A 23,132-nucleotide genomic window follows, 5' to 3' on the forward strand; every position below is an offset into this window, starting at 1 on the left:
CTCGATCCCGGCCCGCGCCGTGCCGTCCACCAGGAACGTCCACCGGTTCTCCGTCATGAACACAAGGCGATACAGCGCCATCGTCTCGTTCATGTATCCCGTCATCTCCGGATCGAACTGCCCCAGCATGTCCGCCGACATCGCACGCAGCACCCGCGGATGCACGTTCACCGGGCCAGGCCCCATCAGCAGCCGATGCGGCGGGTCGATCTCTCCGAACATCGTCATTCCTCATCGTCCGTCCGTGCCACCCGGGCACATGCATTCCATACCATCTTGCATACAAGAAGCGGCGGAACACAACCGGAATTGCCGCGCCCAACGGCCGGCTACGTGCCCGAACCCTGTAGCGCGGCCTTCAGATGCTCCAGCCGGCTCGACGCGCTGCGATAGTTCAGGGCCTTTTCGACATGCCGCAGATGCACGTCCATCAGGCGGGCAGCCTCGGTCGCATCGCCCTTTTCCAGCGCGTCGATGATTCCGCCATGCTCCCCGCAGGATTCATGCGCGTCATGCGACGATTGATACAGCGCGGCGATCAGCACCGTGCGCGTCGTCAGATCCTGCAACAGCGACGCCAGGACCGGATTGCCCAGCGTCTCGGCCAGGCAGACGTGAAAATGCCCCAGCAGATAGCTGCGCTCCGCCCGGTCGCCGCTGGCAATCGCCTTCTGCTCGGCCCGCACATGCTCGCGCAGGGCCCGGATCATGGCCGGACTGGCCCGCTCCAGCGTCACCAGCATGCCGACTTCCAACGCACGCCGCGCGTCGATCGTATGGCGCGCCTCCTCGACCGAGGGCTCGATGACGAACCAGCCCCGACGGGCCGAGACCTCCACGATTCCCCGCGCCTGGAGGCGCATCATGGCCTCGCGGACCAGCGTCCGCGATACGCCGAAAATCTCGGACAATTCCTTCTCGCCCAGCCGCTCGCCCGGCGCGACGCGGCCCGAGAGCGCCGCATGGATGATGCGGTCCTCGATCAGGTGCGGATTCTTGTGTGCATCTTTTTCGGCGACATCTCGCATACAAGAAGTATGCGCAGACTGATGCCGTTCCGCAATCGGCATCCCGTGGCCCCGGGGCGGATCGCACGCCCGGGCCAGCATCGGCCCATGCACATATTCCGATCAATTGCCCATCAAAATGAATAATTATTCCGCACAAAAACAGACTTCCAAAAACCCCGCAGACGCATCCAACAAAATTATCATTTTAAATCAATAAATTAATGAATATCATTAATTTTCATCCACCTTTCCGACCCGCCGCATTTTCCGGAAGCGTTTCGTTTCGGATTGTTTTACACCTTGTATGCAACATTGCTCCTCAGAAATTGCCTATTTTGTAGACCAATCTGGACCATCATTTCATATTTGAGATTACCGAAGACCGCCTCCCCACCGCACACCCCTCTCCCAGACCAAGGAAGACAGACATGTTTCTCCCGCGCCGCGCCCGGCCGTCCATCAGGAGCCAGGCGATCATGACCAGCGTCCTGGCGGGCATCAGCCTGCCATTGCCCGCCCTGGCCGACACCGCGGCGCAGGCTCGCGCACCCGGCAAGCCTGCGCCGGCCGAAACGGTTTCGGTCTCCGCCCGCCGGGGCGCGAACGGCGCGGGCCAGCACAACGCCCATTCCGAAACGGTCATTTCCCGTCAGGAACTGACCAATCGCAACATCCGCGTCATGACCGACATCCAGCGCGTGGCCCCCAACCTCACCATCCAGCCATCCTTCGGCTCGGGCGCGCTCAACTTCACCCTGCGCGGCGTCGGGCTGATGGATTTCACGCAGAACAACACGCCCTCCACCATGCCGTATCTCGACGGCGTGGCCCTGCCGGTCTCGATCATGACCACCGGCATGATGTTCGATCTCGACGACATCTCCATCGCCGCCGGCCCCTCGGGCTACACGCACGGCCAGGCCACGACGGGCGGCGAGATCGACTTCCACACCGCCGACCCCACCCGCCAGTTCCATGCCGGCATCACCGAGGACATCGCCAGCTACGGCCGCAACCGCGTCGAGGGCTACATCTCCGGCCCGCTCTCCCGCTCGGTGTCCTTCCGCATCGCCGGCCAGTCCATGACCGGCGGCGGCTACCAGCACAACGCGGCGGGCCAGGGCTTCGGCAACGCCAATCTGGGCGCCCTGCGCGCCAAGCTGAAATGGGACATCGACGACACGTCGAACCTGATCGTCGGCGGCCACTGGACGACCGACCAGTCGGAATACGCATCCGGCCACAATCTCTACAATTCCTACCACGTCCCCGTGACGCAGGACCTCTACGAGACCGAATGGGGCCTGGACCCGCGTTTCGCGAAAATCATCGGCATCGACGGCAACAATACCAAACCGCGTGAAGACAACATCTTCTGGGGCGCCAACGTGCGCTATACGAAGAATTTCTCATGGGGCCGGCTGTCCACCATCAGCGCCTATGAAATGGCCGACGAGCACGAACTGACGAACCAGACCGATTCCGTCCTCTCCTACGGCAACATGTTCCGCAACAACCAGACGAACGTGTTCTCGCAGGAAGTCAAACTGGAATCGATCGACCCCGGCGCCCGGTTCCACTGGGAAACCGGCATGTATTACAGCCGGTCGCGCATGGCACAGAATTTCTGGTACGATTCCTCCGATCGCCCCGGCACCACGCCGCTCAACCAGACCCGCTACCGGCAGAATCAGCAGAATTTCAATCAGTACGTGCAATTGTCCTACCGCATCCTGCCCAGGCTGCGCCTGATCGGTGCCATCCTGCATGAATCCGACGACCGGCAGATGCTCAACGTCACCAGCACGAACTACAATCTCGATACCGGCGGCATCGTCGGCAAGCCGACCGATTTCGGCAACAGCGGCGCATTGAGCAACGAGTTCGGCGGCCGTGTCGGCGCGCAATACCAGTTCACCCGCAACATCATGGGCTACGTGATGTTCAGCCGCGGCTTCAAGCCGGGCGGGTTCTCGGCCAACATCACCCAGCAGGCCGCCCAGCTCCGCCCCTTCAAGCCCGAACAGATCCTGACCTACGAAGGCGGCTTCAAGACCATGCTGTTCGACCGCCGCCTGCGCCTCAACGCCGCCGGCTTCTACTACGACTATCGCGACCAGCAGCTCCTGGGCACGGTCCTGGTCCCGCCCTACGGCGTGCTGGGCGGCTACGTCAACGCCCCGCGCTCCTACATCTACGGCGCGGAGTTCGATGCCGAGGCCCATCCGTTCCACGGCATGGTTCTGACGCAGAATTTCGGCTACCAGAACGGCGTCTACTCCCAGTTCCAGAGCCTCAACCGCTCCGCCACCACCGCCAATTTCGCCGCCACCGGCGTCTGGCAGGCCATCAACACGAATTACGACAACGTTAACATGGGGCTGGCCAACCTCACCCTGTCCGGCGCCGCCGCCTATACATGGACCGTCTTCCACGACTACCGGATGACGTTCGACGTCGATTATTCCTATCGCGGCCGCCAGACCCAGCCGCAATATATCGGCCAGACCGGCATCTACCGCTCGCCGGCCTATTTCCTGGTCAACTCCTTCCTGACCTTCGCCGCCCCCCGGCAGCACTGGTCGGTCACCGTCTACGGCCAGAACCTCGCCGATCGCCGCTACTGGCTGTCGGCCGGCACCCAGGCCACCTTCTACGGCGTCATCCCCGGCATGCCGCGCTTCGTCGGCGCGCGCATCAACTACACCTACTGAACCAGGCAAGGACCCACAGGATGAGCGAGACGACCCTCCCCGCGACACAGGCCGGCCCCACCGCGCGCGCCGGCATGTTCCTCCAGGTCGTCATCGCCACCCTGCTGGGCCTGGCGCTGGGCGTCTTCGCGCCCGGCCTCGCCGCCCAGACCCGCTGGGCCAGCGACCTGTTCCTGCACCTCATCGTCATGGCGGTGGGGCCGCTTCTGTTCTGCATCATCGTGACCGGCATCGTCGGCGCCGGCTCCCTGCGCACGGTCGGGCGACTGGGGGCCAAGGCGCTCCTCTATTTCGAGGCGATGACCACCCTGGCCCTCCTCGCCGCCGTCGGCATCGCGCTGCTCCTCCAGCCCGGCCGGGGCATCGTGTTCACCCCCACGGCCGACGACACCCGCATGATCTCGTCCTACGCCCGCAACGCCCACGTCATGCACGAGGGCGGCGTCACGGAGTTCGCGCTGGGGCTGATCCCCCACACCCCCGCCGACGCGTTCGCGCAGGGCAACGTGTTGCAGATCCTGTTCTTCGCCATCCTGTTCGGCTGCTGCCTCAGCCAGATCGGCGAAGCCGGCGCGCCGATCGTCCGCCTGATCGACGCCCTGTCCGCCCTGTTCTCGCGCATGATGCGCTTCATCATCGCGCTGGCGCCGCTGGGCGTCTTCGGCGCCATGGCCACCACCACCGCGCGCTACGGCCTCGGTGCGATCGGGCACCTCGCCGCCTTCGTCGTGCTGTATTTCGTGGCGATCGGCCTGTTCATCATCGGTGGCCTCGGCCTCTGCCTGCGCCTGTCGGGCGTCAGCCCGATCCGCTTCTTCCGCTATTTCCGCACCGAGTTCGCAATCACCTTCGCCACCACGGCGTCGGACGCCGTGCTGCCCAGCATCATGGCCAAGCTGGAGCAGCTCGGCGTGGACCGCCAGGTGGTCGGGCTGGTGGTCCCGGCCGGCTATTCCTTCAACCTCGACGCCCTGTCGATCTATCTGGGCCTCGCCGTCATCTTCCTCGCCCAGGCGACGGGCACGGTGCTGAGCGCGTGGCAGGTCCTGATCATGCTGGCAACCGCGCTCGTCACCTCCAAGGGCGCGCACGGCGTGCCCGGCATCGCCATCGTGGTGCTGGCCGCCACCCTGTCCGCCATTCCCTCGATCCCCGTCGCCAGCCTGGTGATGCTGCTGGCGGTCGACTGGTTCATCGGCATCGCCCGCGCGGTGGGCAACCTGGCCGGCAACTGCGTGGCCCCGGTCGTCATCGGCGCGTGGGAAGGCAAGCTGGACCGCAACCGCGCCGCCGAGGTCCTGAAGCAATCATGACGAACACCATCCTCGCCGACCCCGCGACGCTGGCATCGCGCGTCACCGCCGCCCTGCTGGCCGCCGGCGCCTCGCCGGACTCGGCGGCCGCCACGACCGACGCGCTGATGCACGCCTCGCGAACCGGCATCGACAGCCACGGCGTCCGGCTGGCCGCGCATTACGCCGCCATGCTGCGCCAGGGCCGGCTGAACGGCACCCCCACCCTGACGATCCGGCGCACCGCCCCCGCCACCGCGATGCTCGACGCCGATGACGGGCTCGGCCATTACGCCTGCGATCGGGCCATGGCCCTCGCCCTCGACCTCACGGCCGAAACCGGGATCGGCGCGGTCGGGATCGTCCGCTCGTCGCATTGCGGCGCGGCCGGCGCCTACGCGCTGAAGGCCGCCGAAGCCGGCATGGTCGGCATCGTCACCAGCAATTCCGATGCCAACGTCACGCTGTTCGGCGGCAGCCTGCCCTTCCACGGCACCAACCCGATCGCCATGGCCGCCCCGGTCGCCGGCCAGCCGCCCTGGCTGCTCGATATCGCGACCTCGTCCATCCCCTTCAACCGGGTGCGCCTCTACCGCGCGCTGGACCGCCCCCTGCCGCCCGGCGTGGCCGCCGACGCGCGGGGGCACGAGACCACCAGCGCGCACGCCGCCCATATGCTGCTGCCCCTGGGCGGCGCGGAATACGGCTTCAAGGGCGCGGCGCTGGCCGGACTGGTCACGATCCTCTCGGCGGTGCTGACCGGCGCCACGCCCGACCCGGACATGATCCCGATGACCGACACCGACGACCGGACGACGGCCCGCAATGTTGGGCAATTCTGCCTGGCGATCGACCCGGCGCGCTTCGTGGGCCGCGCCGCCTACGACCGGGCGATGACGGATTACCTGCGCCAGCTCCGCGCCGTCCCGCCGGCCGACACCGACCATCCGGTCATGGCACCCGGCGACCGCGAATGGGCCACGGCCCGTCGCCGCGCCGCCGAAGGCATCCCGATCGACCCGGACACCCGGCGCTTCCTCGGCCTCTGACCCGCGCCCGGCACGGTCAGGCCGCCTCGCCCGCGTGGCGCGCGTTGATCCGCAGCAGCGTCCCCAGGGCCGAGACCATGTCGTCCATCATCTCGTCCGTATGGTGCGGCCCGGGCGTCAGGCGCAGCCGCTCGGTCCCGCGCGCCACGGTGGGATAATTGATCGGAGTGGCATAGAGCCCGAAATCCGCCAGCAGGCGGCGGCTGATCTCGTTGCAGCGATCGGCATCCCCGACCGGGATCGGCACGATATGACTGGGCGTGGGCATGAACGGGATACCCGCCTCGGTCAGCTTGGCGCGGAACGTCGCCACCCGCTCGAACATCTTCTCGCGGCGCCATCCCTCGCGCCGCACCATGCGCACGCTGGCCAGGGCCGCCGCCACCACCGACGGCGGCAGCGCGGTGGTGAAGATGAAGCCCGATGCCGCGCAGCGCAGGTAATCGACCAGTTCCGCCGACCCGGCGACATACCCGCCATGGACACCGAACCCCTTGGCCAGGGTGCCCTCGATAATGTCCACCTGGTCGGCCACGCCGTCACGCTCGGCCACGCCGCCGCCTTCCGCGCCGTACAGCCCCACGGCATGCACCTCGTCCAGATAGGTCAGGGCGCCGTATTTGCGCGCCAGGGCACAGGTGGCGCCGATATCCGAAATATCGCCATCCATCGAATACACGCTCTCGAACGCCACCAGCTTGGGCGCGTCCCCGGGCGCGGCGGCCAGCTTGGCCTCCAGATCCGCCAGGTCGTTATGTTCGTAGATGACGCAGGACGCCCCGCGCGCTCCCTTGATCCCGGCGATCATCGAGGCATGGTTCTGCCGGTCGGAAAAGCAGATCCATCCCGGCATGCTGGTCAGGATGGTCTGCAGGCTGGCCTGGTTCGAGACATAGCCGGATACGAACAGCAGCCCAGCCTCCTTGCCATGCAGGTCGGCCAGTTCGGCTTCCAGTTCCGCGTGCAGCGGGCTGGTGCCGGCGATGTTGCGCGTGCCGCCGGCCCCGGCCCCATGCTCGCGGATCGCGGCGATCGCGGCCTCGGCCACCGCCGGCTCCACGCCCATGCCCAGATAATCGTTGGCCGACCACACCACCACCTCGCGCCCCACGGGCGGCTCGGCGGCAGGCGCGGTCACATGGTCATAGACGGGATAGCGATCGGCCTGGCGCGCCAGCGGCGTGAAGCGGCGGTATCGTCCCTGCGCCCGGATCCCGTCCAGAGACTCCCGGCAGAAGCGATAGAAAGGATGCCGATCCACATCGATACTGGGCACGCTGTCATTCTCCCGTGACGCCGTCACGGGCCGGGCGGCCCGCACGGCCGCCGCCGCTACGGTGGGTCCGCCGCCATCAGGCGAACCACGATCCTGTTTCATCGCACATACACCCGGACGGCGCCGATGGTCATCGTCGAATCCGACATGGCCGCCATTTCCACCTGTTCCGGCCGCGCGCCGGCGGCGACGATCGCGGCCGCCACCGCCTGGCCGTCCGTGGCCACCGCGCGCCGCATCGCTTCGGCCTCCCGCTCCGGCGTCGGCCCGGCCGGAACCAGCACCCGCACGGTGAACAGCACGTTCGGCTTGCGCGCCAGCGCCCGCGTGACCGCGCCGGCCAGCACCGGCCGCCACTGGCTGTCCGGCGTGCCGGCACGGATATCGACCAGCGGCGGCACCGGGCGCGGCGCGGGCGGCCTGGGGGGATAATGCGGCACCGGCGGCCGGCTGGCCCGCGCGTCGAAGGTCCGCTGGTCCACCAGGTCGCAGGCCGCCAGCCCGCCCATGCACAGGGCGGACACGGCCATCAGGATCGGAGCGGTGCGAATGCGATGAAACATGGGCGGCCACGGTTACAGCATCCACGATACGGAGCAAGAGTACCCGGCCGAAACCGCCGACCGATCGCGTCATGCTTGCGGAGCGGGCGGCACGATCCTATAGCCGACTGTAGATCGTTTTCTCCGGCGGCGCGCTCCCTGCGGGCGCGACCGCCCGGATTTCAGGACGCCCGCCCCATGTCCCGCGCGCCGACCGCCCCCGCCACCGAGCTGGACGCGCCGCCCCCGGTCGAGCCGGCGACGCGGGAGACGATCCACGCCCTGCGCGACGCGGTCCGCGCCCATGTCGCGCTCCGGCTGGACGATCCGGCCGACGCGGCGCAGGCCGGGGCGATGGCGGTCCCCGCCTGCGTCCTGTGGAATCAGTTCCTCCGCTTCGATCCCGCCAGCCCCGACTGGCCCGACCGCGATCGCTTCGTCGTCTCGTCCACGCGGCACCGGCCGCTGCTGGACGCGCTGATGCGCCTGGCCGGCCAGACGCCGGCCCCCGACGGCCCGACGGTCGAATATGGCGTCCATCCGGCGGTGGAAATGGCCTTCGGCCCCAGCGGCCAGGGGGTGGGGGCCGCGATCGGCATGGCGCTGGCCGAGCGGCAGCTCGCGGCGCGCTTCGGTCGCTCGATCGTCAATCACCGGGTCTGGGCCCTGTCCTGCGGCACCGAACTGGCGACCGGCGTGGCGATGGAGGCCTCTTCCCTGGCCGCGCGGATGCGCCTGGACCGCCTCACCGTCCTGTTCGAAATCGCACCGCACGAGGAAGACGAGGCCGAGGACACGCTGGCCCGCTACGCCGCGACCGGCTGGATGGTCCGCAAGGTCGATGCCGACGACCACGACGCGGTGCAGGCCGCGCTGTCGGCGGCGCTGCGCTCGCGCAAGCCCTCCATCCTCGCCTGCTCCGTCACCCTGCGCCCGGCCCCGCGCCCACCCGCCTCGCCCGGCGCCGGCCCGGAACCCGACCATTCGACGCTGCTGTGGGCCGGCGCCGCCCGCCGCGGCGCCTCGGCCCGGCGGTCGTGGCTGCGCCGGCTGGTCAAGCACCGGTATCGCGGAGAATTCGAACGCGTCGCCACCCGCCGCCTCCCCCCATTCTGGCGCGAGGACTGGCGGCGCACATGGCACATGTCCGCGATGCCCGCGATCCTGCCCGCATCCGGCCCCGACACCACGCTGGGCTACGGGCGCCAGGGGCTGGAGATCCTGCGCGACCTGCTGCCGGAAATGCTCTGCCTGTCCTCCCGGCGCGGGCGCGAGCGGACCGAGGCGATGCCGGCCGACCAGGCGCTGCCCGATTGCGGCACGCTGGTCCACGGCCTGGCGGCGCTGCTGAACGGGATCGCGGTGCATGGCGGGCTGGTGCCCTGCGGCGCCATCACCTTCGTCGCCATCGACCGCATGCGCCCCGCCCTGCGCTTCGCGGCGATGATGCGCCGGCAGGTGATCTACCTGCTGACCGACGATGGACTGGCCCTCAGCGAGGACGGCGCGGGCTGGCTGCCGGTCGAACAGTTGGCCAGCCTGCGCGCCATGCCCAACGTCCTGGTCTTCCGCCCCGCCGACCGGCGCGAGACGATGGAATGCTGGGAACTCGCCCTCCGCCGCGCCGACGGCCCCAGCCTGATCGCGCTGTCGCCGATGGCCTCCGGCGTCCCCGCCCCGGGCCTGCGCCCCTACCGGCCACGCGACGGCAGCGCCCGCGGCGGCTATGTGATGGAGGAAGCCCGCGGCCAGCGCCAGGTCACGCTGATCGCCACCGGCAGCGAAATCGGAATCGCGCGGCAGGCGCAGCTTCTCCTGGCCCGCGACGGAATCGGCGCCGCCCTGGTGTCGCTGCCCTGCTGGGAACTGTTCGCCGGCCAGGATGCCGCCTATCGCGACCAGGTGCTGGGCGATGCCCCGCGCATCGGGATCGAGGCCGCGTCGGGCTTCGGCTGGGACCGGTGGCTCGGCCCGCGCGGCACCTTCATCGGCATGGAGACGTTCTGCGAGGCCGCGCCGTCGCACGAACTGTACCGCCGGCTGGGCATAACGGCCGAACGCGTACACGAAACCGCGATCCGCCTTGTCAATGAGACGGGACGTGACTTTCAATCGCCTTCGGGGCAGAAAGCGGATGGTCATCGCGCACGATCCGCTGCCGGAGGCATCACGTAGCCTGGTCGATCCTTCGACCGAGAGGCTGATATCGGGAGAGAAACAGAATGGCTGTCAAAGTCGCAATCAACGGTTTCGGGCGCATCGGTCGCCTCGTCCTGCGCGGCATCATCGAAAGCGGACGCACCGACGTCGTGCCCGTGGCGATCAACGACCTGGGCAGCGTCGCCGACAACGCCCACCTGCTGACCTACGACAGCATCCACGGCCGTTTCCCCGGCGAAGTCCGCGTTGAAGGCAACAATATCGTGATCACGGCCAACGGCCGGACCTACGCGCCCATCGCCGTCTCGGCCGAAGCCAACCCGACCAAGGTGCCGTTCGAAGGCGTGGACGTGGCGATGGAATGCACCGGCCGCTTCACCAACAAGGAAAAGGCCGCCCACCTGATCGAGGCCGGCGCGCGCAAGGTCATCATCTCGGCGCCCGCCAGCCATGTCGACGCCACCATCGTCTACGGCGTGAACCAGGGCACGCTGACCAGCGACATGACCGTGATCTCCAACGCCTCCTGCACCACCAACTGCCTGGCGCCGGTCGCCAAGGTGCTGGACGAGACGTTCGGCATCGAGCGCGGCTACATGGTCACCATCCATTCCTATACCGGCGACCAGCGCACGGTGGACACGCTGCATGGCGACCCGCGCCGCGCCCGCGCGGCGGCGATGAACATCATCCCGACCTCGACCGGCGCCGCCCGCGCGGTCGGCCTGGTGCTGCCGCACCTCAAGGGCAAGCTGGACGGCACGGCCATCCGCGTCCCGACCCCCAACGTCTCGCTGGTCTCGCTGGATTTCGTGCCCACCCGCATCCCGGCCTCGGTCGCAGCGGTCAACGAGGCGATGCTGAAGGCGGCGTCCGAGGGCCCGCTCAAGGGCATCCTGGCCTACAACACCGCGCCGCTGGTCAGTTCCGACTTCAACCACTCCATCGCCTCCTCGACCTTCGACGCGACCGAGACGGCGCTGATCGACGGCGGCAAGCTGGTTCGGATCTGTAGCTGGTACGACAATGAATGGGGCTTCTCGAACCGCATGTCCGATACGGCCGCTGTCTTCGGCGCGCTCTGATGGCCAGGCTGTCCTTCAAGACGCTGGACGCCTTGCAGCCCAAGGGGCGCAAGGTACTCCTGCGCGCCGATCTGAACGTGCCGGTGCGCGACGGCCAGATCACGGACCTCACCCGGATCGAGCGCCTGGCGCCCACCATCCGCGAACTGGCCGACAAGGGCGCGCGGGTGATCGTGGTCAGCCATTTCGACCGCCCCAAGGGCCAGCGCGTGCCGTCCATGTCGCTGGAACCGATCGCCGCCGCCCTGGCCGCCGCCCTGGGCCACCCGGTGCGCTTCGCCGAGGATTGCATCGGCCCGGTGGCCGAGCAGGCGGTCGCCAGCCTCCAGGACGGTGACGTGCTGGTGCTGGAAAACACCCGCTTCCACCCGGGCGAGGAAAAGAACGACCCCGACCTGTCCCAGGCGCTGGCCGCGCTGGCCGACGATTACGTCAACGACGCGTTCTCCGCCGCCCATCGCGCCCACGCCTCGACCGAGGGCGTGGCCCGCTTCCTGCCGTCCTTCGCCGGCCGGCTGATGGAGGCGGAACTCAACGCCCTGAACATCGCGCTGGAAAATCCGGTCCACCCGGTCGGCGCGATCGTCGGCGGCGCCAAGATCTCGACCAAGCTCGACCTGATCGGCAACCTGCTGGACAAGGTCGACGTCCTGATCATCGGCGGCGCGATGGCCAACACCTTCCTGGCGGCCAAGGGCGTCGCCGTCGGCAAGTCGTTGCAGGAAGCCGACATGCACGACACCGCCCGCGCCATCATGGAACAGGCGGCGAGCCGCAACTGCCAGATCGTCCTGCCCGTCGACGCGGTGACGGCCACGGAATTCCGCGCCGACCCGCCGACGAAGACGGTGCCGGTCGACGCCGTCCCCGCCGACGCGATGATCCTGGACGCGGGGCCGGAAACGGTGCGCCTGCTGACGGAAAAGATCGTGGGGCTGAAGACGCTGGTCTGGAACGGCCCGCTGGGCGCGTTCGAACTCCACCCGTTCGACACCGCCACCAACCTGGTCGCGGCCGAGGTCGCGCGGCGCACCCAGGCCGGCCAGTTGACCAGCGTTGCCGGCGGCGGCGACACGGTCTCGGCCCTGCGCCACGCGGGCGTGGCGGACGAGATGTCCTACACCTCGACCGCCGGCGGCGCTTTCCTGGAATGGCTGGAAGGCAAGACCCTGCCCGGCATCCAGGCGCTGGGCGAACTGTCCGGGCGGATTCTCCCGCTCTGACGCGCGGGCGGCGATCCGGTATCAGGCCGGGTCGCCCTCGCCTTCCTTCTTCTCCGCCTCGCCCGACGACAGCGCGATCGCCGGCCCGACCAGCCCGTTGGCGAACGCCTCGGCCGAGAACGGCCGCAGGTCCTCCGCCTGCTCGCCCACCCCCACCGCATGCACCGGCAGCCCGAACGTATCGGCCAGCGCCACCACGATCCCGCCCCGCGCCGAACCATCCAGCTTGGTCACGATCAGCCCGGTCACGTTCACCAGTTCCTTGAACACCCGCACCTGCTCGATCGCGTTCTGCCCGGTGGTCGCATCCAGCACCAGCAGCACCGAATGCGGCGCGGTCTCGTCGAACTTGCACATCACGCGGATGATCTTGGCCAGTTCCTCCATCAGCGCGCCCTTGTTGTGCAGTCGCCCGGCGGTATCGATCAGCAGCAGGTCCGCCCCCTCGGCCCGCGCGCGCTTCAGCGCGTCGAACGCCAGCCCGGCGGCATCTGCATTCGGCGGCCCTGCAATCACCGGCGCTCCCACCCGCTGGCCCCAGATCTCCAACTGCTCGACGGCGGCGGCACGGAACGTATCGCCGGCCACCATCATCACCTTCAGCCCCTGCTCGCCATAGAAGCGCGCCATCTTGCCGATGGTCGTGGTCTTGCCGTTGCCATTCACGCCGACCACCAGCACCACATGCGGCTTCAGGGCCGGATCGGGCACGAACGGCAGCGCCACCGGCTCCAGCACCTGGGCGATTTCCGCCGCCAGCGCGGTGCGGATCTCCTCGTCGGTGACTTCGGTGCCAAATCGCGAACGCCGGAAGGACTCGATCACCCGCGCCGCGACATTGGGGCCGAGATCCGCCGCGATCAGCAGATCCTCCAGTTCCTCCAGCGCGGCGTCGTCCAGCTTGCGGCGGGTAAAGACCGCGGCGATCCCGCCACCCAGTTTCTGGGTCGATCGGGACAGGCCCGCCTTCAGGCGGGAAAAGAAGCCAAGTGCCATGTCAGAGGATGTCCGCCACCAGACCGTTTTCGTCAACCGCCGTCGCCCGCACGGCCACGATGCGCCCTGCTTCGGACTCGCCCGCCGCCAGCCGAACCGGCGCGAATTCCTCCGAATGCCCACTGGTCGCGGTTTCCAGCAGCACGTTCAGCGTGCGCCCCAGCAACCCGCCATGATAGGCCCCCGCCGCCTCCCGTCCCGCCGCCCGCAGCCGCGCCGCGCGCTCGCGCCGCACCGGCACGGGCACGGCGGGCATCCGCGCCGCCGGCGTCCCCGGCCGCTCGCTGTAGGGAAACACATGCAGATAAGGCAGCCCCTGCCCCCGCACGAACGCCAGCGTCTCGTCGAACAGTTCGTCGCTTTCGGTCGGAAAGCCCGCGATCACATCGGCCCCGATGCCCAGCTCGGGCCGGCAGGCACGGGCCCGCGCGATCACGCCCGCCACGTCGGCCACCAGATGCCGCCGCTTCATCCGCTTCAACACCATGTCCGACCCGGCCTGGAGCGACAGATGCAGATAAGGCATGAATCGCGGCTCGCCTTCCAGCAGCCGCCACAGATCCTCGTCGATCTCCACCGGATCGACCGACGACAGGCGCAGCCGCTCCAGCTCCGGCACCAGCGCCAGCAGCCGGCGGCAAAGCTGCCCCAGGGCGGGCCGCCCCGGCAGGTCCCCGCCCCACGAGGTAATGTCCACCCCCGTCAGCACCACCTCGCGATAGCCCGCGGCCACCAGCGCGCGCACCTGTTCCACCACCACGCCCACCGGCACCGACCGCGACGGCCCCCGCCCGAACGGGATGATGCAGAAGGTGCAGCGATGGTCGCACCCCTGCTGCACCTCGACGAAGGCACGGGTACGGCCGGCGAATTCCGTCACCAGATGCGGTACCGTCTCGGTCGCCGCCATGATGTCCGATACCGCGCGCCCCTCGCCCAGCGCCACGGGCGTCCAGCTCGCGGCGTCCAGCTTCTCGCGATTGCCCAGCACGCGGGCCACGCCGGGCAGCGCCTCCCAGCGCGCCGGGTCGATCTGCGCCGCGCAGCCGGTCACGACGATCCGCGCCTCCGGCCGGTCGCGATGCGCGCGGCGGATCGCCTGCCGCGCCTGGCGCTCGGCCTCGGCGGTCACGGCGCAGGTATTGACGATGATCACATCGTCCAGCCCCGCCGCATGGCCACGCATCACCTCGCTCTCATACGTGTTCAGCCGGCAGCCGAAGGTCAGGATCTCGGGCGCCCCGCTCATGACGGATAGATCTCGGGATCGAAGGACCCGACGAAACTGGTGGTCGCCGGCCCGGTCATCAGCACGTGCCCGTCCCCGTCCCGCCAGGTGATCGACAAGGCCCCGCCATCCATCTCCACCCGGCAGGTACGCTCGACCAGCCCGCGCCGCACGGCATTGACGGCCGCCGCGCAGGCGCCCGAGCCACAGGCGAGCGTCAGCCCGCTGCCCCGCTCCCACACCCGCAGCCGCATGGCCGCGCGGGACAGGACCTGCGCGAACCCGATATTGGCCCGCTCGGGAAACAGCGGATCATGTTCCAGCAACGGCCCCGCCACCACCGGGTCGAGGTCCAGCAGGTCGGCCAGGAAGAAGGTGACATGCGGATTGCCCATCGACGCCGCCGCCGGATCGCCCGCCAGCGGCAAATGCAGGGTATCGGCCGGCTCCGCCAGCGGCACGTCGCGCCATGCCAGAGCCGGCGGCCCCATATCGACCGTCACCAGCCCGGTCTCCCCATCGACCGAGGCCGGCAGCAGCCCGGCCCGGGTCTGCAACACGCTCCGCCGCCGCCCCTCGCCACGCCACAGCAGATCGGCCACACAGCGCGACGCATTGCCGCAGGCGCCGGACTCGCTGCCATCGGCATTGAAAAACCGGACGAACACATCCGCCCCCGCCTGGCAGGCCGGGCGCAGCACCACAAACTGGTCGCACCCGATTCCGCGATGACGGTCGGCCAGGGCGGCAATGCGCGCCGGCGTCAGCCCGTGGCGTTCCACACGCTCGTCCACCACGACGAAATCGTTGCCCAGCCCGTGCATCTTGCTGAAGGGGATCATCATGCGCGCCTTATAGGCCACGCGCCCCGCCGATATCAAAGAAAACGACCGGGCGCCCCGCGTTGCAGCACTTCGATCCGGTACCCGTCGGGATCGACCACGAAAAAGAAGCGGCCAACCACCCGCCCCCCCACCGCCAGTTGCTTCACCGGCTGCGGCGACAGCCCCTCGCTGGCAAAACGGGCATGCTCGGCATCGATATCCGCGACCGACACCGCCAGGTGCCCATACCCGTCCCCCAGGTCGTAAGGCCGGTCGCGATCATGGTTGACCGTCAATTCCAGTTCGAACGCCTGCTCGGCGTTGGACAGATAGATCAGGGTGAAACCGTCGAACACCAGCCGGTCCGCGACCGCAAGGCCGAAGGCACGCTCATAGAACGCCAGCGACGCCGCCTCGTCCCGCACCCGGATCATGGAATGGATCAGTTTCGCCATCGTTTCGGACTCCCTTCCGGCATGCCCCGGCATCCCGACAGGACGATCGTGCAGAACATGCGCCAATAGATGAAAATTTATTCGATAAATACATATGTATTATAATTTTTATTACAAATTACACAAAAGACAAGAAAATATTATTTACCTTATCCAGGAAATGTTTTGACATAATTTTAGAATGTCATCGTCTCCCATGCGACTGTCCCGAATGCCCGAGCCCTTCCCTTCGATGCCGCGCGGCCTGAGGCTGCTCCTGCTCTGCTGTTCCATGCTGCTCCCGGCCGCCGCCCGAGCCCAGGCCCACGGCCAGGCAGCGGACGAGGCCGAGGCGATCGAGGCGATGGAAAGCCAGATCGCCCGCATCCAGGAACAGCAGGTCGAACTCCAGAAAGACCTGGCGGCGATGCGCCGCGAACTGGCGCAGCACCGGGCGCGCGTGTTCGGCTCCCGTCCCGCCGCCCCGCGCGGCACGGCGCAACCCGCGACCCTGGCCCGCAACGCCGCCGCCCCTCCGCCCCCCATCCATCCGGCCCGCCTGCCCAGCGACGTCCCGCCCCCCACGATCGGCGGCGACACCCCGACCTACGCCGCCGTCATCGGCCAGCGGGACGAGGACCTGGTCAACCGCGTCGCCGAGAACAATGTCGGTCCCCATTCCCGCGGCAGCGCGGGCGCGCAGGCCGCCGGCGCGCTGGGCGACCACGGCGTGTTCCATGTCGGCCCCCTCACGGTGATCCTTGGCGGCTATTTCGACACGTCGGCGGTGCTGGAAAACCGCCATGTCGCGTCGGGTACGTTCAATTACTGGCAGGCCCTGCCCTTTCCGCAGAGCGGCAATTACCACCAGAACAATTTCGAGGGCAGCCCGCGCTACAGCCGCTTCTCGATCCTGGCCCGGGGCAATATCGATTCGCACACCACCCTCTCGGGTTTCGTCGAAACCGATTTCGGCGCGGGCGCGGAAACGACCAACCCGTACGAGAGCAATGCCTACGTGCCGCGCCTGCGCCAGGCCTATCTGGGCTATGACGACACACGCGACGGCGATCACCTGCTGGTCGGCCAGGCCTGGAGCCTGCTCACCCCCGGCCGGGCCGGCATCATCGCGCGCCAGGAAAGCCTGCCGGAAACCATCGAATCCTCCATGCTGGCCGGCCAGACCTGGACCCGCCAATGGCAGGCCCGCTACGTCCATGAGATGCTGCACCACCGGCTCTGGTTCGGCCTGTCGATCGAAAATCCGGCGACGCTCTACGACACCACGGGCTTCACCAACAATAACGGCTCGGTCCCGCTGCCCGGCGGCGGCACGGCCACCATCGGGTCCAACGGCACGGGCCTGACCGAATTCACCACCAATTATTCCGACGAAATCGCGCCCGACGTCATCGGCAAGGTCGCGTGGGACCCGTCCTGGGGCCATTACGAGGCCGAAGGCGTGGTCCGCTTCCCCCATGACCGCGTGTTCGCGAACGGCGCCGGCCATAACAATACGGCGATCGCGGGCGGCGGCGGCGCGTCGGCGGTGCTGCCGATCATCCCGCACACGCTGGAAATCCACCTGGCCGGCCTGGCCGGCGTCGGGATCGGCCGCTACGGATCGGTGCTGCTGCCCGACGTCACCCTGTCGCGGCAGGGCAAGCCGAAGCCGCTGCCCGATGCGCAGGCGACGGCGGGCCTCATCGCCCACCCGACCCAGCAGATCGACCTCTATGGCTATTACGGCATGCAAAGGTCGGGCCGCGACTATTTCTCCTCCGGCGGCGCGGCCTACGGCTACGGCAATCCGCTCTCCTCCAACGCGGGGTGCGCGGTCGAAATGTCGCCGCTGGCCTGCACGGCCAGCATCCGCTCGGTGCAGGAATTCACGGTCGGCGCATGGTGGCGCTTCCTCAGGGGCCGCTACGGCACGCTGGAGGTCGGGACCCAGCTCGCCTATTCGCGCGTGCAGACCTGGCGCGCCATCGGCGGCGCGCCCGCGACCGGCATCAGCCAGATCTTCTTCGATTTCCGCTACCTGCCCTTCCAGTAGCGGCGCCCGGCCATGCCCGGTTGCGCCGAAGGGCAAAACGGAGGATGTTCCCGCGGATCGGACCATCGGACGAAGGAGGATACGGTCATGCGGGACAGGGCACTGCGTATTCTGGCGGTATCCCTCGGCCTGGCCGCCATGTCGGCGCCGGCACTGGCGCAGGAGGATGACGGTCCCAAGGGCCCGACGATGCACCAGTTGGCCGCCCGTCCGCCGGTGCCCAGCGCCCGCAAGGACTTCAGCCAGTTCCTCTATCGTCCGGCCGGCGACAAGGTCATCGAGCAATCCGACGCCGACCGCCTGCTGTTCTGGACGCCGCAGGGCACGCCGGACGGCTACGCCGAACGCAGGGGCAACGCGATCTTCTATTACGACCGCGGCGGCCACGCCGTGCGGGTGCAGGTCCTGCCGACCCCGGAAAACTGAAGCCGAAGCCCTAGCCGCGGGCCCGCCGCCGCAGATAGCACCACCTGGTCAGGCGCGACCAGACCATCATGAACGGCAGGCACAGGCGCAGGAAAGCCGGGCACGACAGGAACAGGCCGGGAAAGACCCGGTCGATGCACGAGGGAAAATACTCCTCCCTCCGTCCCTCCGCCGCCTTCAGGATCCACGCGGCCGCCCGCTCGGGCGCCTGCGGCCAGGCCATGAAATTCAGGACGGACCCGCCCTGCTCCATCTCATCGCGGAACATGGACGTCTCGACGCTGCCGGGAAACACCGATGCGACATGGATGCGCCTCGGCCTCAGTTCCAGCGCCAGGGCCCGGGCGAATCCGCGCAGGCCGAATTTCGACGCGGTATAGACGGCGCTGCCGGCCAGCGGAAAGACGCCCGCCATGGAATTGACGAACAGGATCCGCCCCCCGGCCGGAATATCGGGCAAGAGTTCATGCGTCAGCAGGATCACGCCCGTAAGGTTGGTCTCGACCTGCCGCCGCACATCCTCCCCGTCCAGCGCGCCGGCGGATTGCGGAACGATCGCGCCGGCACAGGCAATGAACAGGTCCACCCTCGGACACACCTCGCGAATCGCCTTGCCCGCCGCCGCGATGGACCGTCCGTCCATCAGGTCGCACGTCACCACCCGGTCGGCCGCGATGTCGGGCGCCCCATCCGCCCGACGCGTCAGGATGACGATCCGATAGCCCTGGCGCCGAAGCTGGTGACAGAGAAATCGCCCGATTCCTCCCGTCGCTCCACTGACGACGACGGTCCTGGGGGCGGACAATCCATTTTCCTGGGGCAAGGCATCCGCTCTTCACGCAGTGACGTCGATCCGCATGGGCGCCGGCCCACGGGATGCGGTCCGCTCCTATATCAGCTCCCCTCCGGGGCGGCGAGACCCGCCCCGCCCGGCATGGCGTCGCCGCCCCCGGAGCGAACAGGGCCTTCCCGCGTCCCGCCCTTTCCAAAACCGGCGACACCGCGCGATCACATCGCCGAGATCGGATTGAAGGCATCGCCGGCATGCGCCACCTGCTATCCGACAACCGTTGGAGACAGGAGGCCGGGCGATGCATATCCCGAGCAAACCGGTGCCGGCCGAGGCGGTCGACCTGGTGGCGCGTCATGGTCCCCAGGCCCTGCTGATCGCGCGCACCTCCCTCGCCCAGGCGCGCGATGCCGGCGATGAAGTGCGCGCCGCGCGGTGGGAAACCCTCGTCGAAGCCATCGGCACGCTCCTCGGCGACCACGAGAGCCAGACCGCCCGCAACGCGCCGGCGGGATGAACGCGCCGCGTTCCGGGCACGCTCCCTTACGGCTCGCCGCGTTTCCGGCTAGACTGACCCACGATGACCGAACCACCGACCGAATCACTGCACGCCAACCTATTGACCGTCGACACCCATATCGACATTCCCTGGCCCGACCGGGGCGATTTCACGCAGGACACCGACTACCGCCATGTCGACCTGCCCAAGCTGCGGCGGGGCGGCATCGCCGCGGCCTGCCTGGTCGCCTATGTCGGACAGGGCGCCACCGATCCGGCGGCTCATGCCGCCATCTCCCGCCAGACGCTGGCGATGCTCGATGCGATCAATCGCGGAGTCGAGGGCGCCCCGGCGCGCATCTGCCCCCTGGCGGCGGAGATCGAGGCCGCGTTCCACGCCGGGATCACCGCCATCATCCCGGCGGTCGAGAACGGCTACGCGATGGGCGAGGACCTGTCGATGCTGGAGCGGTTCCGCGCGCTCGGCGCGCGCTACATGACGCTGACCCATAACGGCCACAACGCACTGGCGGATTCGGCGCGGCCGATGGCATCGCTGAACGACCCCGAATCCCGCCATGGCGGCCTGTCCGGCCTGGGGCGCGAGGCGATCGCCGAAATGAACCGGCTGGGCCTGCTGGTCGATGTCTCGCACACCGCGCGCAGCACGATGATGCAGGCGGTGCGCCTGTCGCGCAGCCCGGTGCTGGCCTCCCATTCCAACGCCCGCGCGCTGTGCGACCACCCGCGCAACCTCGATGACGAACAGCTCGACGCGCTGCGCGCCTGCGACGGCGTGGTCCACGTCACCGCCGTCGATGGCTTCCTGTGCCCGCGCGACATCCGGGCCCAACGGCCGGTCGGCGTGGCCGATTATGTCGATCATATCGATTACATCGCGCGGCGGATCGGCGTGCGCCATGTCGGCATCTCCTCCGATTTCGACGGCGGCGGCACCATCGAGGGCTGGCGCAACGCCGCGCAGTCGCCGGCATTGACGGCGGAACTGCAACGGCGCGGATATGACGGCGAGCAGATCGCGGCGATCTGGGGCGGCAATTTCCTGCGCGTGCTCCGCGCGGCCGAAGCCGTCGCCGCGCCGGGCTGAACGGCGCGGCGCGATCCCGCCGGCCGCTAGCCCTCCCCCGCCCGAGCGTCTATACCCGTCCGGATTCTGCATCAACAAAACGGGACCAGACATGACCGCCAGCACGGATTACAAGGTACGCGACATCGCGCTCGCGGAATGGGGCCGCAAGGAAATTTCGATCGCCGAGGGCGAAATGCCCGGCCTGATGGCCCTGCGCGAGGAATTCGGCGCCAGCCAGCCGCTGAAGGGCGCGCGGATCGCCGGCTGCCTGCACATGACGATCCAGACCGCCGTGCTGATCGAGACGCTGACCGCCCTGGGCGCCACGGTCCGCTGGTCGTCCTGCAACATCTTCTCGACCCAGGACCACGCCGCTGCCGCGATCGCCGCGACCGGCGTGCCGGTCTTCGCCTGGAAGGGCCTGACCGAGGACGAGTTCTGGTGGTGCATCGAGCAGACCATCACCGGGCCCGACGGCTGGACGCCGAACATGATCCTGGACGACGGCGGCGACCTGACCGTCCTGATGCACGACAAATATCCCGCCATGCTGAAGGACGTGCGCGGCCTGTCCGAGGAAACGACGACGGGCGTGCATCGCCTGTGGGAAATGGCCCGAAAGGGCACGCTGGCGGTTCCGGCCATCAACGTCAATGACAGCGTCACCAAGTCGAAGTTCGACAATCTGTACGGCTGCCGCGAAAGCCTGGTCGACGCGATCCGTCGCGGCACCGACGTGATGATGGCGGGCAAGGTCGCCGTGGTCGCCGGCTACGGCGATGTCGGCAAGGGCTCGGCCGCTTCGCTGCGCAACGCCGGCTGCCGCGTGCTGGTCACCGAAATCGACCCGATCTGCGCCTTGCAGGCGGCGATGGAAGGCTACGAGGTCGTGACGATGGAAGCCGCCGCCCCGCGCGGCGACATCTTCGTCACCTGCACCGGCAATGTCGACATCATCACCGTCGACCACATGCGCGCGATGAAGCACCGCGCCATCGTCTGCAATATCGGTCATTTCGATTCCGAGATCCAGATCGAGGCCCTGCGCAACTACCCCTGGGACAACATCAAGCCGCAGGTGGACGAGGTCGTGTTCCCCGACGGCAAGCGCCTGATCCTGCTGTCCGAGGGGCGCCTGGTCAATCTGGGCAACGCCACGGGCCACCCGTCCTTCGTCATGTCGGCGTCCTTCACCAACCAGACGCTGGCGCAGATCGAGCTGTGGACCGCTCCCGCGGGCAAGTACGAGCGCAAGGTCTACACCCTGCCGAAGCATCTCGACGAGAAGGTCGCCGCCCTGCACCTGGCCAAGGTCGGCGCCGAACTGTCGAAGATGTCACAGAAACAGGCCGAGTATATCGGCGTTGCTGTCAACGGGCCGTTCAAGAACGACCTGTACCGCTACTAGGACGCACCCGCCGCCCGGGCCACGCCCGGGCGGCCCAGACATGCAAGGCAGGTTTCCGCATGAGCATTTTCGGCACCATCCTGTCCACCATCTTCGGCCACGCCGGCGCCACGCCGCCCGCGACACCGGCCGAGGCCCCCGCGACGGCAGCGGGGGCGGCATCCGCCCCAGCGACGCCTCCGGCAGGCACCCCGGCACCCGCGCCGTCCGCCCCGGTGGATGTCGCCGCCATCCTCACCGCCCTGGCCGCCAAGGCACCGCAGACGCTCGACTGGCAGCACTCCATCGTCGACCTGATGAAATTGCTGGGTCTGGACAGTTCGCTGGCCGCGCGCAAGCAACTGGCCGGAGAGCTGCATTATACCGGCGACACCAGCGACAGCGCGTCGATGAATATCTGGCTGCACCGGCAGGTCATGCAGAAACTGGCCGAAAATGGCGGCAAGGTCCCCGACGACCTGAAATAATCCACATGGCGGGGCGGGGCACCTGCTCCGCCTCGCGCTCGTCCGGGGGGGCCGACCGATGCAGGATGCCACACCGCAGGACCTCTCCATGCTGCGCCAGGCGATCGCCCTGTCGGCCGAGGCCCGGGCCGCCGGACGCCACCCGTTCGCGGCCCTGGTCGCCGACGCCGATGGCCGGGTCGTCAGCCAGGCGATCAACAATTCCATGCCGCCCGAGGGCGACCCGACCCAGCATGCCGAGCTGCGCGCGGTGGCCGAGGCCGCACGGCGGCTGCCGCCCGAGACGCTGGCCGGCTGCACGCTCTATACCAGTGCCGAGCCCTGCTGCATGTGCGCCGGCGCCGTCTACTGGACCAATATCCGCCGCGTGGTATACGGATTGTCCGAACACGGCCTGCTGGGCCTGACCGGCGCGCATCCGGAAAACCCGACCTTCTCCCTGCCCTGCCGCGAGGTCTTCGCGCGCGGACAGCATGATGTCGCGGTCCTGGGCCCCCTGCTGGAGGACGAGGCCGCGCAACCCCATCGCGGCTTCTGGTGCGCGCCCGCTCCGGCGGGCTGACC

The 23,132-nt window shown here is 68.4% G+C and carries 21 protein-coding genes and 1 pseudogene; 13 read left to right on the forward strand and 9 right to left on the reverse strand.

The annotated features are described in order from the left end of the window. Positions 1-222, reverse strand: a pseudogene (locus HLH48_RS14580) (alanine--glyoxylate aminotransferase family protein); the annotation flags it as partial. Positions 223-329: 107 nt separating this feature from the next. Then, the gene (locus HLH48_RS14585; protein ID WP_182998225.1) at positions 330-1,028 is read right to left on the reverse strand and encodes a GntR family transcriptional regulator; all 699 of its coding nucleotides are present in this window, start codon (positions 1,026-1,028) and stop codon (positions 330-332) included. Between the two features lie 410 nt (positions 1,029-1,438). Between HLH48_RS14585 and HLH48_RS14590 the strand changes: the two genes are divergently transcribed. From HLH48_RS14590 to HLH48_RS14600, 3 genes are read left to right on the forward strand one after another with little or no spacing between them, the layout of a single operon-like run. Beyond that, positions 1,439-3,724 carry a TonB-dependent receptor gene (locus HLH48_RS14590; RefSeq protein WP_182998226.1) on the forward strand — a complete coding sequence of 762 codons (2,286 nt, stop codon included), beginning with the start codon at positions 1,439-1,441 and terminating at the stop codon, positions 3,722-3,724. A 20-nt stretch (positions 3,725-3,744) separates the two neighbouring features. Then, positions 3,745-5,037: a cation:dicarboxylate symporter family transporter gene (locus tag HLH48_RS14595; protein WP_246387362.1), complete on the forward strand. Its 1,293-nt coding sequence runs from the start codon at positions 3,745-3,747 to the stop codon at positions 5,035-5,037. Next, a complete protein-coding gene (locus tag HLH48_RS14600) occupies positions 5,034-6,065 on the forward strand; it encodes an Ldh family oxidoreductase (protein WP_182998227.1) in 1,032 nt (343 codons plus the stop codon). Before HLH48_RS14595 ends, HLH48_RS14600 begins: the two co-directional genes overlap by 4 nt. A gap of 16 nt (positions 6,066-6,081) precedes the next feature. Here the strand turns inward: HLH48_RS14600 and hemA are convergent, their stop codons facing one another. After that, a complete protein-coding gene (hemA, locus tag HLH48_RS14605; RefSeq protein WP_264813498.1) occupies positions 6,082-7,341 on the reverse strand; it encodes a 5-aminolevulinate synthase in 1,260 nt (419 codons plus the stop codon). Positions 7,342-7,439: 98 nt separating this feature from the next. Further along, a complete protein-coding gene (locus HLH48_RS14610; RefSeq protein ID WP_182998229.1) occupies positions 7,440-7,904 on the reverse strand; it encodes a hypothetical protein in 465 nt (154 codons plus the stop codon). 177 nt (positions 7,905-8,081) lie between these two features. Between HLH48_RS14610 and HLH48_RS14615 the strand changes: the two genes are divergently transcribed. The 3 genes from HLH48_RS14615 to HLH48_RS14625 are packed head-to-tail and all read left to right on the forward strand — an operon-like array spanning position 8,082 to position 12,351. Further along, a complete protein-coding gene (locus tag HLH48_RS14615) occupies positions 8,082-10,058 on the forward strand; it encodes a transketolase-like TK C-terminal-containing protein (RefSeq protein ID WP_182998230.1) in 1,977 nt (658 codons plus the stop codon). A 47-nt stretch (positions 10,059-10,105) separates the two neighbouring features. After that, positions 10,106-11,128: a type I glyceraldehyde-3-phosphate dehydrogenase gene (gap, locus tag HLH48_RS14620; protein WP_182998231.1), complete on the forward strand. Its 1,023-nt coding sequence runs from the start codon at positions 10,106-10,108 to the stop codon at positions 11,126-11,128. Then, positions 11,128-12,351, forward strand: coding sequence for a phosphoglycerate kinase (locus tag HLH48_RS14625; RefSeq protein WP_182998232.1), 1,224 nt, complete (start codon positions 11,128-11,130; stop codon positions 12,349-12,351). Before gap ends, HLH48_RS14625 begins: the two co-directional genes overlap by 1 nt. A gap of 21 nt (positions 12,352-12,372) precedes the next feature. Here HLH48_RS14625 and ftsY read toward each other — a convergent pair whose 3' ends face one another. From ftsY to HLH48_RS14645, 4 genes are read right to left on the reverse strand one after another with little or no spacing between them, the layout of a single operon-like run. Beyond that, on the reverse strand, positions 12,373-13,347 hold the full coding sequence (gene ftsY, locus HLH48_RS14630) for a signal recognition particle-docking protein FtsY (RefSeq protein ID WP_182998233.1): 975 nt from the start codon (positions 13,345-13,347) through the stop codon (positions 12,373-12,375). Position 13,348: 1 nt separating this feature from the next. Further along, entirely contained in the window at positions 13,349-14,596 is a 1,248-nt protein-coding gene (gene mtaB, locus HLH48_RS14635; protein ID WP_182998234.1) for a tRNA (N(6)-L-threonylcarbamoyladenosine(37)-C(2))-methylthiotransferase MtaB, read from the reverse strand. After that, positions 14,593-15,420, reverse strand: a complete 828-nt coding sequence (gene dapF, locus HLH48_RS14640; protein WP_182998235.1) for a diaminopimelate epimerase — start codon at positions 15,418-15,420, stop codon at positions 14,593-14,595. Before dapF ends, mtaB begins: the two co-directional genes overlap by 4 nt. Positions 15,421-15,452: 32 nt before the next feature. Next, complete coding sequence (locus HLH48_RS14645) at positions 15,453-15,854, reverse strand: VOC family protein (protein ID WP_182998236.1); 402 nt, start codon at positions 15,852-15,854, stop codon at positions 15,453-15,455. 196 nt (positions 15,855-16,050) lie between these two features. On the opposite strand from HLH48_RS14645, the gene HLH48_RS14650 reads away from it, so the two are divergent. Both HLH48_RS14650 and HLH48_RS14655 read left to right on the forward strand, forming a co-directional pair. Next, a complete protein-coding gene (locus tag HLH48_RS14650; protein WP_246387363.1) occupies positions 16,051-17,889 on the forward strand; it encodes a hypothetical protein in 1,839 nt (612 codons plus the stop codon). An 87-nt stretch (positions 17,890-17,976) separates the two neighbouring features. Beyond that, the gene (locus tag HLH48_RS14655) at positions 17,977-18,315 is read left to right on the forward strand and encodes a hypothetical protein (RefSeq protein ID WP_182998237.1); all 339 of its coding nucleotides are present in this window, start codon (positions 17,977-17,979) and stop codon (positions 18,313-18,315) included. Between the two features lie 10 nt (positions 18,316-18,325). Here HLH48_RS14655 and HLH48_RS14660 read toward each other — a convergent pair whose 3' ends face one another. Beyond that, positions 18,326-19,120: an SDR family NAD(P)-dependent oxidoreductase gene (locus tag HLH48_RS14660; RefSeq protein WP_182998238.1), complete on the reverse strand. Its 795-nt coding sequence runs from the start codon at positions 19,118-19,120 to the stop codon at positions 18,326-18,328. A 286-nt stretch (positions 19,121-19,406) separates the two neighbouring features. Here HLH48_RS14660 and HLH48_RS14665 point away from each other — a divergent pair, with 286 nt between their 5' ends. From HLH48_RS14665 to HLH48_RS14685, 5 genes are all read left to right on the forward strand, one after another. Then, positions 19,407-19,622, forward strand: coding sequence for a hypothetical protein (locus HLH48_RS14665; RefSeq protein ID WP_182998239.1), 216 nt, complete (start codon positions 19,407-19,409; stop codon positions 19,620-19,622). 63 nt (positions 19,623-19,685) lie between these two features. Beyond that, positions 19,686-20,711, forward strand: a complete 1,026-nt coding sequence (locus HLH48_RS14670; protein WP_182998240.1) for a dipeptidase — start codon at positions 19,686-19,688, stop codon at positions 20,709-20,711. A 91-nt stretch (positions 20,712-20,802) separates the two neighbouring features. Continuing rightward, a complete protein-coding gene (gene ahcY / locus HLH48_RS14675) occupies positions 20,803-22,101 on the forward strand; it encodes an adenosylhomocysteinase (RefSeq protein ID WP_182998241.1) in 1,299 nt (432 codons plus the stop codon). 59 nt (positions 22,102-22,160) lie between these two features. After that, positions 22,161-22,568, forward strand: a complete 408-nt coding sequence (locus HLH48_RS14680; protein ID WP_182998243.1) for a DUF3597 domain-containing protein — start codon at positions 22,161-22,163, stop codon at positions 22,566-22,568. Positions 22,569-22,626: 58 nt separating this feature from the next. Then, on the forward strand, positions 22,627-23,130 hold the full coding sequence (locus tag HLH48_RS14685; protein ID WP_182998244.1) for a nucleoside deaminase: 504 nt from the start codon (positions 22,627-22,629) through the stop codon (positions 23,128-23,130). The last annotated feature ends 2 nt before the right edge of the window (positions 23,131-23,132 follow it).

The sequence above is a fragment of the Gluconacetobacter sacchari genome (assembly GCF_014174255.1).
GTDB classification, from domain to species: domain Bacteria; phylum Pseudomonadota; class Alphaproteobacteria; order Acetobacterales; family Acetobacteraceae; genus Gluconacetobacter; species Gluconacetobacter sacchari.

Coding starts and splice junctions, on each gene's coding strand:
- HLH48_RS14585 (WP_182998225.1), bottom strand. CDS start 1,028: ATGCGAGATGTCGCCGAAAAAGATGCACACAAGAATCCGCACCTGATC.
- HLH48_RS14590 (WP_182998226.1), top strand. CDS start 1,439: ATGTTTCTCCCGCGCCGCGCCCGGCCGTCCATCAGGAGCCAGGCGATC.
- HLH48_RS14595 (WP_246387362.1), top strand. CDS start 3,745: ATGAGCGAGACGACCCTCCCCGCGACACAGGCCGGCCCCACCGCGCGC.
- HLH48_RS14600 (WP_182998227.1), top strand. CDS start 5,034: ATGACGAACACCATCCTCGCCGACCCCGCGACGCTGGCATCGCGCGTC.
- HLH48_RS14610 (WP_182998229.1), bottom strand. CDS start 7,904: ATGTTTCATCGCATTCGCACCGCTCCGATCCTGATGGCCGTGTCCGCC.
- HLH48_RS14615 (WP_182998230.1), top strand. CDS start 8,082: ATGTCCCGCGCGCCGACCGCCCCCGCCACCGAGCTGGACGCGCCGCCC.
- gap (WP_182998231.1), top strand. CDS start 10,106: ATGGCTGTCAAAGTCGCAATCAACGGTTTCGGGCGCATCGGTCGCCTC.
- HLH48_RS14625 (WP_182998232.1), top strand. CDS start 11,128: ATGGCCAGGCTGTCCTTCAAGACGCTGGACGCCTTGCAGCCCAAGGGG.
- ftsY (WP_182998233.1), bottom strand. CDS start 13,347: ATGGCACTTGGCTTCTTTTCCCGCCTGAAGGCGGGCCTGTCCCGATCG.
- mtaB (WP_182998234.1), bottom strand. CDS start 14,596: ATGAGCGGGGCGCCCGAGATCCTGACCTTCGGCTGCCGGCTGAACACG.
- dapF (WP_182998235.1), bottom strand. CDS start 15,420: ATGATGATCCCCTTCAGCAAGATGCACGGGCTGGGCAACGATTTCGTC.
- HLH48_RS14645 (WP_182998236.1), bottom strand. CDS start 15,854: ATGGCGAAACTGATCCATTCCATGATCCGGGTGCGGGACGAGGCGGCG.
- HLH48_RS14650 (WP_246387363.1), top strand. CDS start 16,051: ATGCGACTGTCCCGAATGCCCGAGCCCTTCCCTTCGATGCCGCGCGGC.
- HLH48_RS14655 (WP_182998237.1), top strand. CDS start 17,977: ATGCGGGACAGGGCACTGCGTATTCTGGCGGTATCCCTCGGCCTGGCC.
- HLH48_RS14665 (WP_182998239.1), top strand. CDS start 19,407: ATGCATATCCCGAGCAAACCGGTGCCGGCCGAGGCGGTCGACCTGGTG.
- HLH48_RS14670 (WP_182998240.1), top strand. CDS start 19,686: ATGACCGAACCACCGACCGAATCACTGCACGCCAACCTATTGACCGTC.
- ahcY (WP_182998241.1), top strand. CDS start 20,803: ATGACCGCCAGCACGGATTACAAGGTACGCGACATCGCGCTCGCGGAA.
- HLH48_RS14680 (WP_182998243.1), top strand. CDS start 22,161: ATGAGCATTTTCGGCACCATCCTGTCCACCATCTTCGGCCACGCCGGC.
- HLH48_RS14685 (WP_182998244.1), top strand. CDS start 22,627: ATGCAGGATGCCACACCGCAGGACCTCTCCATGCTGCGCCAGGCGATC.